Raw genomic sequence first — 11,416 nt, forward strand, 5'->3', positions numbered from 1 at the left:
GATCGCAAAGTGTGTCCAAAAGACATTATCACTTGAAAAATCGCCTGGGTGGATCGTACTGCACCTTTGTTGCTGGCAATGAAATTGGAGAGAATCATTGCAATTAGCAATCTTGATTAAGCCGTCATTAGTTTTTTTGTAGATACATCCTGGTGTGTATTTAACTAAAGGCTAATGACTCTGCGAAGCGGCTTGATTACTCTAATGTTGTGTAAATATCCTCTAAGCCAGGATTGAGGTAGGGGCATTGTAATTTAATTTGCTGTTGGGCAAAATGCTTGCGAATTAATAGCATACGGTTTTCTGTTGACTCGTTTCCTTGTTCCCATGCTTCTAGCAATCCATTGGTAACAATTTGACAGCGGTTTAATCCAAAACTTTCCTTGTCAGAAAACTTGTTGTTAGGTTCCTCTGCTAGAGCAAGTCCTGGTGCTAACAATTTTGTAAATAGAGGTACTTCTTCTCCAAAATAAGACTGATGCTCTGCATAAACTGATTGCAGCACTGGCCAAAGGTTTGTATAGTAGCCTTTCTCGATGTAAAGTACTGCTGTGTCATAGCGATTATAGCCAGCAGGATTGTATAGCGCCTTAAAGGTAAAAGGAATAGGAATTTTGTTCAGTTGTTGTGTAAGGCTACCCATAACTGCCACTGCACCCTCAGGGCTTAAATTGAAGTAGACGCGTACTAGTTGGCGATCGTGTCCTTTATATATAGAACTGTACTGCCCTGAATTACCAACTGCTATATAAAATCCGTTTTGTGTCAAATTAGAGGGCATTTTGATTGCTACCACATCAGCAATAGTTGCATTAACTTGCTGAGGATGAAGATGGCGATCGCGTTCTATATATAAAGTTAATTCGCCGCTTTTTACCGCTAAAGTACCGTCGCTCTCTTCCCTCAGCACTTGCCAACCATCATCAAAATAGCCTTTACCACTGTTAGCTGAATGCAAGCGATCGTAAAAATCAACATCTACCCCTAAAAAGGTATTGTTCTCCAAATTATCGAGCATTGTTGTATCAATTTCTGCTGCATCGCGAACCAGAATATTTCGCAAAGCACCGTTATAGTAAATGTGGTAGAGAAAATTAGTTAAATTCGATTGCAAAATTTTGTACTGTAGTTGCAATGGTAATTGCTGAAAGCGGGTTACAATCTCATCTGGTAATTCTAAAAATTTGTAATCTGGATGGCTAATACCAAAGTTAGATTGAATTTCAATCTTAGTAGCGATATCTTGCAGAATATCTAATAGTTGCTTTGTGGAAAAATTTAACGACTCCTGTGGAAGCGAATCTAGCAATTGCATAATTGCCTGCCTATAACTAAAATTACTTAATTGCACGCAAAGCTGGGCGATGCGCAAGTTCAACGGCTGTTACACCAAATACAGTTGGTATTGATTGTTCCGGACGACACAACAAACTTTTAGCAACTTGGAGCATACATATACCTTGATTCCCAAAGGTTTTATGGTGTTGTAGCGTTGCTATAATCGTTAAAACCAAGCCTAAACCTGTAAATTGTACGACTCGCGACAAAAAATCAGAGCGTATTTTTAAAATTTCTGGGAAGTTCTTCAAATAAGCTTTCATCAAAGCCGCAATCGAAGGTTGAACCAATTCCAAAGGTGTTTTAGCGAGGCGTAATGTCTCTTCTAAACTAATAGTTTTACTAGTCATCAAACTCAGCAACCATGCTTGTAGGTAGCTAGCAATGAGCATTCCTAAATCGTAAGCTGGATCTCCCCAAGTACATTTTTCCCAATCAATCAGACGAACTATATTCTTAGCTGATGATGCCTGCGAAACTTTTTCCTCCCAATTATTCGCTAGTAAAATATTGTTCAGCTTTAGGTCATTATGGGTAAGACAAAAGCTTTCTATGGTGTCTATTAACTGTGCGATCGCCTGTCTTAAACTATCGTAGCGCTGATAAACTGCAAAAAATTTCAAAGCATCAGTAGAAAGTGCGCTAAATAGTTCTGGAGTTAAGCGATTTACACTCTGAACGAACTTTAAATCATTGTTAACAAATAAGCCTGATTTAAATAACTCTTCATATTGATAGTTATCTCTAGTTAAGGAATGAATTAAAGCTAAATTTGCTCCAATACTAGCTGCTATCTTGGTGGGAAATATATTCTCCTTAGTGTAGAAATCTGCTAGATCGCGGTAGTCATTGAGATAATTGAAAACAATGATTGCGTTTTCAGCATCAAAATAAATAGCCTCAGAGACAGAGAAACGGATGTGGCTTAATTGTGGAAATGTTTGTAACATTGATTGAATTTGCCACTCTCTTAAAAACTCACCTGCTGTTTTTCCGTTACTGCTACGTCGCTCTTGCTTAATTAGGAGTTGTCTTCCCTCTGGTAAAGTAAGCAATAAGTTGAAATTTTTGGCAGGTTTTATCTCAATTTTGCTCATACTTTTATCATCATGAGTACAGATATCTCTATCAATCAGGTACTCAAACAGATTTTGAGGACTTAATAAAAGTTCCATAGGTTTGGTAATTACATAATTTTACAAAAATAGTTTTTGTTTGATTGAATAAATATTCACTTAATTTAACTCATATTTGATTTTTGAAATAAAACGTAGTTCATGCCAAATACAACCTGATAATTAGACTCTTCCAAATATCAAATTTGATTGTTATATTAGCTGTTAAACTATGTTCAGACTTTTTTGTTAATAGATATAAGAAAACCTGTTATCGGTTAGATAGTTAAATATTTTTCTAAAAATAACTAATAAACAAACCGATACAGGTAGCGTGTTCTTTTACAAGTCAAACCTTAAATTATAAAGGAGTTGTAGGAGGATACGTCCCAATCTGACGTTGTTGAGGTGCGAGAAACAGCTGAACTAGGGACACAATATTATAAATTGCAAATCCCACTAACGCATACTCCAAAACCTTAACACCCAAGTTAAGAAATTCATTGAAATTATAGCCTTCACCTCCATGTACAGACATGGAATCTATTTCAGTTAAATCATCAAGGAAACTTTCGGAGTTTTCTAGCTTCCTAGAGTTAGAATGGTGCAAATCAAAGATTACGATCCTAGTCATTGTCTGTATTTGAACTCATTATTAGTTTGGGTAGCAGAATAAAGTTTTAAATTACTTTATTCTGCTATCTAATCATCCTTCTCAGAATTTAACTTTTGTTTACCTAATACTAGGTAATAACTGGCTAGATACTAGAGGGTAATACTGGTACCGCCACCACCATTATTGCCACCACCAGTAGTGCTAAAGGATTTAACTAAAGACACAATGTTAGTGATTCCAAATCCAACTAAGCCGTACTCAAGAACCTTATAACCCAAGTCAGAAAATTCTGGGAAATATGCACCTTCACCACCATGTACAGCTGTGGTGTCCACATCGGTTAGATCGTTGAGAAAGCTTTCAGAATCTTGGAATAATTCAGCACCAGCAAGATTTAGTTCAGAAACTTTGATATTAGCCATGATAGTTTCTCCTGGGAAATTGGAAGAAGGTTTATTAGCGTGTAAGATTAATCTTTAATTTCTTAACCTTACACTTGCTATTTTTAGCTATCAAAATTCAAAAATCAAGGCAATTATCTGGTTTGCATAGACACAAAAAGAACAGTTATGTCTTTTCTAAAATAAAAAATTTAATAGATATATCTTTAGTTAAATATCCTTAAAGATTTTGCAGCGTTAGCGTAGCTTACCGTAGGTATCGGTCACAAACAACCGGGACTGGAGCAACTCTTGCCTGCTAGTGACTCGACGCTGAAAGAGAAAGAGCTAGTAGGGACATTAAATTACATTTGTACACAACGAACCCGACTTGCTTCGAGAGGTGCCTGTTCGGGATAAGAGCCGAGGCGCTCGCATTTAAATATTGACGACTAAAAATAATTACTTTCAATAAAAAAAGCAAGTTACTAAATAGCTTGCCTGATAGGATAGATAATATTTCTCAATATTTTTAGTTCACAAACATTAAATACATCGTGCTAGCTTTAATTAGCCAAAGCACGATGATTGAGTAGCACATTTATTTCCCAAAACTGACTAAAAGAATTTAATGGTTATGGGATTTTTCTCTGGATCTCTGTTTGGGTCTTGAAGAGCTTGTATCAATTGGAATAATTTTATATCCCTCTGAGTCCAGTTGATTTTAACCTGTACCCCCCCAATTACATTACTCATTTCTCTAGGCGTTAGCTCATCAAGAGAATTTAGGTTTTCCGTAGGATGAAGGTCTGGAATGGTTATACTCGCCATTTGCTACAATCCTCCACAATTTATGCAAAATACTACTCTTATGGTTTGCGATCGCACTCATAAATTCAAGTTTTCAATCCAATTTTTATAGACAATACTGGTAAAGTTTTGTCCGCGAAACTTATGAGGATTTCAAAGTTGTATCTTTAGTTACTATAAGTTACGTAGATGAAAGCCAGCGCCTGGCTTATTCTTATATGTATGCAGCTAAAAGTATGGAAGTTCAACCTTCATCTAGCACTGTTGTGAAAGATAGCGTTTTGGGTGTACGTGCAGGTTACCGCTAATATGAGAGTTTTAGGGTACACGAATCAAAGTGAAGCTACTGTACTTGAGGCGTTAGGAGCCAGTGTCTTTCACTCTATGTTTCAATTGCCTTGTTTACTGTCACAGCATTAGTTTGGGTATTGGGTATGAAAGACAAGCGATCGCATAGCTCAGTGGCAAAGAGAACAGAAGAATTTTGACGTTTACATAAGGAGTAATCTGATGTCAGACTCACCTACAAACAGAAAGGCTGCAACTTATACTCGTATGGCAGATGGAACACAAGAAGACTATCTGCTGTTGCGAGAACACTCTCAGCCTTTGTTGAATCAGGTTGGCGATCGCGCCTTGACACTTTTAGTCGGGTTGCAAGAAAGTTACCCTGGAAATCTCATTGATCGCTATCAACATTCCCTACAAACAGCAACACGAGCTTTTCGGGATGAGGCGGAAGAAGAAGTTGTAGTAGCTGCACTGCTCCATGATATTGGGGATTTACTAGCACCGGTAAATCATGCCGAACTAGCAGCCGCTATCCTCAAACCCTATGTCAGTCCCAGTACTCATTGGATGATTGAACATCATGGGATTTTTCAAGGGTATTACTTTTGGCATCACCTAGGAGGCGATCGCTATGCGCGGGAGCAGTTTCGCGGTCATCCTTATTTTGAGCGTACCGCTGAGTTCTGCCACAACTGGGATCAAGAATCCTTCGATCCAAACTATGATACTTTGCCGTTGACGTTCTTTGAGCCGATGGTTCGCCGAATCTTTGCTCGCCAACCTTGGGGTGAGCAGACAAAACAGGAATCTTGACGAACCGCCTTCTCTGCGAGAGGCTTCCGCCAACGCGCAGCGTCTCGCAGAGAAGACGCAGTGAGACAGCGCTGCGGGAGGATTTCCCTCCGCAGGCGACTGGCGTTAGCGCAGCGTTAGCGACGAAGGAGCGTCACCCGAAGGGAGGACACAGAGGAAGAGAGGCGAAAAAGTTTATTTTTCCTAATCTCCGCGTCTGTTAACTCAGTCCCAATTGCTGTTTCAATCCTGCTGGCACATTTACGGCTTTCTCTAATCCCCTAACAGTTTCCCATTGCTGCTTTTCACCCCAAGTCATTTGTTCTAGGTTGGCTTCTGTAACATCAGCATTGCTCAAAATGGCATAGCTGAGGTTGGTGTGGCTGAGATCCGCACCATTGAGCAGCGCACCACTCAGGTTACTACCACTGAGGTTGGCTTTGTTGAGGTTGGCATAGCTGAGGTCGGTGCCAAAGAGCATAGTATCGCTGAGGTCGGCACCGCTGAGGTCAGCTTCACTGAGCATCACTCCACTAAGATCCGCATCGTTAAGAACCACCCCACTCAAATCTACACCGCTGAGGTCAGCCCCTAAGAACATAGCGCCGTTGAGTTTGGCATAGTTGAGCTTGGCTCCGTTGAGTTTGGCATAGCTGAGGTCGGCGGCGACCAGAATAGCGTCGCTAAGGTTAGTACTGAAAAGAATTGTGTCGCTGAGGTTGGTGCCGTTAAGAATAGCACGACTTAGATCGGCACCACTGAGGTCAGCACGGCAGAGGTCGGCATGGCTCAGATTAATGCCACTGAGTTTGGCTTCGCTGAGGTTGGCACCGAAAAGAATAGCGTGGCTGAGGTCAGCACCGTTGAGGTTAGCATCTTTGAGATTAGTGTTGCTGAGATCGGCACTGCTGAGGTTGGCATTTTTGAGATTGGTGCTGCTCAGGTCGGCACTGCTGAAGTTAGCACGGCTCAGGTCGGCGCAGTTGAGGTTAGCACCGCAGAGGTTAGCACTGCTGAGGTCGGCGCGGCTGAGGTTGGCATTTTTGAAGTTTGCACCACTGAGGTTGGCATCTCCAAAGTTTGCACCACTAAGATCCGCATGACTAAAGTTAGCTCCTATAAGGTTGGCATCTCCTAGGTAAGCATTGCTGAGGTTAGCACCGCTAAAGTTAGCACCTGTTAAGTTGGCGTTGCCTAAGTAAGCGCCCCGAAAGTTGCCACCTTTCAAGAATTCTCCGACGATGCTACTAAAATTACCAATTTCAATGGCATCGCTATAATTCATGATGCGCAGTAGTTGAGATGTGAAAAAACTTTCTGTATCCGGTTGACTTGATGGATAAAAGGTGATTAGCTGCTGAAGTTCAGCTCGTCCTTGAGCATAGCGATGTAACTCCAAAAGTAAAATTAGTACATTCAGCCCTGTATATATATCTACTTGTCTCAGTCCGATGGTTATATTTTGTGCTAACATACTTAGCATTTTTTTCTGAGGCAAGTTATGACCAGGTGCAGCATCAAGAAATTCACTCTGACACCAGCGGCGATAAAATTCCTCTAGACGTTGGAACAGAAGCAGTGGATGAAATTTTTTTCCAGTAGTCAGTAAATTCATTACTTGTTCAACTATGTCTGGTGTCAAGGCTGCATGACCCAGTACATCGTAAACTTCTTCATAAAATTGGTGATACCTTGCAGCTTCTTGCGGTTGCGCGTTTGGTATCTGTTCTGTAATATCTGGCAAGCTATTACCTGGTTTTCCCCATTTCTCTAAACTTTTTTGGAGTCTTTGGGATAACGAAGAGTCTTGTAAATTATCTTGAAAAAATTTAAAGTTTTTATCTAAATCTAGAGTAGGTTTTCCCCCAGGGGAAACAGTTTTGACTTCCAGAGACTTTTTTTGTGTATCTGGTAACTTTGAACCCTTTACGTAATTGCTTAAACGTTGCCAAATTTGCGACAAATATGACATTTTGTATCTTGTATTACTATTTAATTACTGATGTATTAGAGATGATCTCAAGGTTTTTATCGATTCAGATGCTTCTCATCTCAAAGATGTGCCTGTATAATTTGGAACTATTAAAGTCTAATCCTGTCTCAGTAGGAGCTAACTTATAGGAGCCTGACAATTTTTCTCCGTATAAATCGAAATTGGTAGCTTGAGAAGTGATGCATTTTGCAGTAATCTCATTGATTTGTCCGAAATTGTTATACTTTCTTCCCAGCAAGTTTACTAGTTTGAGGTAAAAATAATACGTACTCTTTGCTACAGATACAATTGTTAGCAAAAATCCTACAGTAAAACTGTGCAATCGGATTGAAAAATAGTAATGATAACTTAATCGAAAAGTTTGCTGCTGCATATCAGCGAGCTAATAGTATTTTTAGGTTAGCTCAGTTAGATAACAGCAAAGTTGCTTGACTTTGCAAATAATAAAAAATTAACTAGTGATTGTTGTCGGGGATAGATTTGATGAATAGATTAACCTTTTATGTAATTTTGTTGCATGGTTTGTTTTTAGGAGTAACAACCGTTGGTGGCAAGTCAGTGGCTGCAAACAGACTGCATACTGAGTTACCTATCCAACAGAAAGTAGATAGAGTTGCGCTTAGTATGGTGAAAGCAGGAGTGACAGAGCAATCTGATAGCCGCCAGCCAACACTGGAAGCCTTAAAGAAGCTGGACACTGATTCTAGAAAACTCGCTTTAAGAGCATCACAGTTAACTGATTCTGTGGGACAAAGTTTAAAGAAAGTTTGGGTAATTAATCAAAACCAACAGCCACAGCACCAAGGTTTTAAGTGGATAGTTGAAGATCCCAAACAAGCGGGAAGACAACCATTTTTGCAAGCGGGAAAAACCCCAGAAAAACCAAGTGAAAAGCCCAATTCACCCAGTAAACCATCTAAAAAGGATGATTTAGAGCCGTTTGACGAAGTCGTCAAAGACACGCAAAAGCAGCAAGGATTGTTTACCATTTATCGCCAGAAAGAAAAGAATAAAATTTATTTAGAAATTCAGCCAGATCAGCTGAATAAAAATTATCTAGCTACATCAACCTTAGAATCTGGCATTGGCGAACAAGGCATTTACAGTGGTATGCCGCTGCAAGATTTTTTGTTTTATTTCAAACGGGTGGATAACAACCTACAATTCTCTATCCGTAATGTCAATTTTCGTACCCGTGAAGGAGATCCCCAGGCGCGATCGCTTGTCCGTTCTTTTAGTGATTCTGTACTCTACACTATTTCCATTAAAAGCATTCATCCCGAACGCAAAACTCTACTCATCGACTTAGGCGATCTTTTACTCACAGACTTAGCTGGCTTATCTTTGAGTTTGGGCATCCCTGGAAGTACAGACCAATCTTATTTTGGTAATGCTAAAGTCTTTCCAGACAACTTGGAAGTTGAATCGATTTTAAATTTTTCTGGTGCTGGCGGTAGCAGTAGCGATAAGGAGTCCCTAAACTTTGAGTCGCTACCTGACAGCCGTGGCTTTACTCTCCGCGTTCACTACAGTCTCTCTCAACTGCCAAACAACAAGTACCTACCGAGGTTGGCAGACGATCGCGTTGGCTATTTTATCACCGCCTATCAAGACTTATCTAAAGATGATCGTGGCGACCCATTTGTTCGCTATATCAATCGCTGGAATTTGGAAAAAGAAGACCCCAAGTCCCCAATATCCCGACCCAAAAAACCGATTGTCTTTTGGATTGATAACGCTGTCCCTTATGAGTACCGCGATGCCATCAAAGAAGGGATATTAATGTGGAATAAAGCTTTTCTGAAGGCAGGATTCAAAGATGCAATCGAAGCCCGCCAAATGCCAGATAATGCCACATGGGACCCAGCAGATATTCGCTACAACACAATTCGCTGGATTAACACAATAGATGGATTTTTTGCGAGGGGACCATCCCGTGTTAACCCTATGACTGGGGAAATTTTGGATGCAGATATTATAGTAGATGGCAGCTTTGTACGTGTACTGAAGAATGAGTATCGTCAAATAGTACAACCTAACCAAACATCAACCCGGACTTCCTTATCGGCGCTGATGCAAAATAATATGCTTTGCGTCAATAAGTTAGGGGGTAAATCTCAAGACAATCAAGAGCAGCCAAAGCAGAAGCCGATGTTGAGCCGTCTAGCTCGACTTGCTGGTGAGTCCGATTTGTGCTATGGCATGGAAGCTGCTAATCAGTTTGCTTTGGGTGCAATGGCGATGACACTTCTACAAGACAACACGTCCACCCAAGACCAATTGAAAGAGTATATCAATCAATACTTACGTTTAATTATCGCCCACGAAGTTGGTCATACTTTGGGGTTACGCCACAATTTCCGTGGCAGTAACTTATTACCACCAGAGGAACTGAATAATAAGCAGATCACTACTAACAGAGGTCTGACTGCTTCGGTGATGGATTACATTCCACCGAATATTGCACCCCAAGGTACAAAGCAGGGTGATTATTTTCCAAATATGGTAGGGGCTTATGATGATTGGGCAATTCAGTACGGCTATACGCCAACTCAGGCAACAACTCCTATAGCCGAAAAGCCAATTTTGGAGGAAATTGCTGGGCAATCTGACCAACCAGAGTTGACCTACTCCACAGATGAGGATAGGTATGACCTCGATCCAACATCTAATGCTTGGGATAATAGCGGTAATGTACTGCGCTATTCTCAATGGCAGCTAGATAATTCTCGCCTGATGTGGGATCGACTCACTAGACGTTACCCAATTGCTGGAGAGAGTTATAGCGATCTTAGCGATCGCTTTGGCTCAGTATTGGGTAACTATTTTCAAAATATTTTCTATACAACGAAATACATTGGCGGACAATCTTTCTATCGAATTCATGCCAGTGAAACCCCATCCAGCAAGCAAGGTATTCGCCAACGAAGATTACCATTTGAACCAGTACCAGTGGAACAACAACGGCAGGCATTAGAGACTTTGCAAAAGTATGTATTTGCAGAAGATGCTTTTAACTTCTCGCCAGATTTGTTGAATAAATTAGCACCTTCGCGTTGGTATCATTGGGGTAGCTATCCTTTGGTTGGGCGTTTAGATTACCCAATTCATGACTTAGTTTTGACCTTGCAAAGTGCAGTATTGGTAGATTTACTTTCAGGCGATCGCCTTTCCCGTCTCAAGGATATTGAACTCAAGAGTCCCCAAGGAAAAGCACTGAGTATGCCAGAGCTATTTGATACTTTGCAAAGTGGCATTTGGACAGAAGTGCTAAAACCCGAAGGCAAAACCCTCAAGATTTCTAGCCTGAGAAGAGGCTTGCAGCGGGAATATGTCAATATCTTAAGCGATATCGTGTTACGCAAAGAATACGTACCAGAAGATGCACGCACATTAGCTTGGTATAAAATACGGCAGCTAAATGAAAAACTCGCAGGAATTAATTCTGACGATGAGTATACGAAAGCGCACATTTTAGAAACACGCGATCGCATTGAAAAAATCTTGAATGCGCCGTTAAGAAGTAATTAGTAGGCAATTGGGCATGGGGCATGGGGAATTGGGCATGGAGCATTTGTTATTAGTTATTTCACCTTTGTCCCTCTTGTCCCTCCGAAGTTTTGAGCGGAGGCTTCCTCCAATCAGACTTCTCTCCTTGCCCCTCTATATAGAGGAAATTATTGTAATCAATTATGGAGATTACTACTGAACAATTACTCACAAAGTATGTTGCTGGAGAAAGAAACTTTGCTGGTATTGACTTGAAGCGTGCTACTGATACGGCTGGAATAGAGTTGCTTAAAGGTGCTAATTTGAGAGGAATCAACCTGAGAGGTGCTAATTTGCACTCTGCTGATCTGAAGGGGGTTGATTTGAGTAGAGCTGAGCTAACTGGTGCTAACTTATGTAGTGCCGACTTGAGAGGTGCTAATCTGAGCGAGGCGATTCTGGTTGGTGCTAACTTGAGGAGTGCTAGCCTTGGGAGTGCTAATCTCACTTGTGCTTGCTTAGAGAGTGCTAATCTCATACCAATTTAAATTGGAGACAGGGCAGATAAGGTAAACTGAGAATTGTTGTTTAG

General features: G+C 40.7%; 9 protein-coding genes. 4 read left to right on the forward strand and 5 right to left on the reverse strand.

The features are described 5' to 3' along the window. Positions 1 to 196: 196 nt before the first annotated feature. The 4 genes from BV372_RS24040 to BV372_RS24055 form a co-directional block, all read right to left on the reverse strand. Positions 197 to 1,315 (reverse strand): T3SS effector HopA1 family protein, encoded by a 1,119-nt coding sequence (locus BV372_RS24040; RefSeq protein WP_086689015.1) that lies wholly within the window; start codon positions 1,313 to 1,315, stop codon positions 197 to 199. Between the two features lie 22 nt (positions 1,316 to 1,337). Continuing rightward, positions 1,338 to 2,513: a phosphotransferase family protein gene (locus tag BV372_RS24045; RefSeq protein WP_086689016.1), complete on the reverse strand. Its 1,176-nt coding sequence runs from the start codon at positions 2,511 to 2,513 to the stop codon at positions 1,338 to 1,340. A 301-nt stretch (positions 2,514 to 2,814) separates the two neighbouring features. Next, positions 2,815 to 3,087 (reverse strand): hypothetical protein, encoded by a 273-nt coding sequence (locus BV372_RS24050; protein WP_086689017.1) that lies wholly within the window; start codon positions 3,085 to 3,087, stop codon positions 2,815 to 2,817. 131 nt (positions 3,088 to 3,218) lie between these two features. Beyond that, entirely contained in the window at positions 3,219 to 3,491 is a 273-nt protein-coding gene (locus BV372_RS24055) for a hypothetical protein (protein WP_086689018.1), read from the reverse strand. Between the two features lie 1,278 nt (positions 3,492 to 4,769). Here BV372_RS24055 and BV372_RS24065 point away from each other — a divergent pair. Both BV372_RS24065 and BV372_RS35400 read left to right on the forward strand, forming a co-directional pair. Next, a complete protein-coding gene (locus BV372_RS24065; protein ID WP_086689020.1) occupies positions 4,770 to 5,363 on the forward strand; it encodes an HD domain-containing protein in 594 nt (197 codons plus the stop codon). Further along, positions 5,360 to 5,566 (forward strand): hypothetical protein, encoded by a 207-nt coding sequence (locus tag BV372_RS35400; RefSeq protein WP_143845254.1) that lies wholly within the window; start codon positions 5,360 to 5,362, stop codon positions 5,564 to 5,566. The genes BV372_RS24065 and BV372_RS35400 overlap by 4 nt, the downstream gene beginning before the upstream one ends. Here BV372_RS35400 and BV372_RS24070 read toward each other — a convergent pair. Next, a complete protein-coding gene (locus BV372_RS24070) occupies positions 5,563 to 7,314 on the reverse strand; it encodes a pentapeptide repeat-containing protein (RefSeq protein WP_086689021.1) in 1,752 nt (583 codons plus the stop codon). The genes BV372_RS35400 and BV372_RS24070 overlap by 4 nt on opposite strands. A 504-nt stretch (positions 7,315 to 7,818) precedes the next feature. Here BV372_RS24070 and BV372_RS24080 point away from each other — a divergent pair. Continuing rightward, positions 7,819 to 10,866, forward strand: a complete 3,048-nt coding sequence (locus BV372_RS24080) for a zinc-dependent metalloprotease (protein WP_086689023.1) — start codon at positions 7,819 to 7,821, stop codon at positions 10,864 to 10,866. A 161-nt stretch (positions 10,867 to 11,027) separates the two neighbouring features. Beyond that, positions 11,028 to 11,372: a pentapeptide repeat-containing protein gene (locus BV372_RS24085; RefSeq protein WP_179198213.1), complete on the forward strand. Its 345-nt coding sequence runs from the start codon at positions 11,028 to 11,030 to the stop codon at positions 11,370 to 11,372. Positions 11,373 to 11,416 lie beyond the last annotated feature (44 nt).

Origin of the sequence: Nostoc sp. T09 (assembly GCF_002154695.1) — a bacterium.
Taxonomy (GTDB): Bacteria; Cyanobacteriota; Cyanobacteriia; order Cyanobacteriales; family Nostocaceae; genus Aulosira.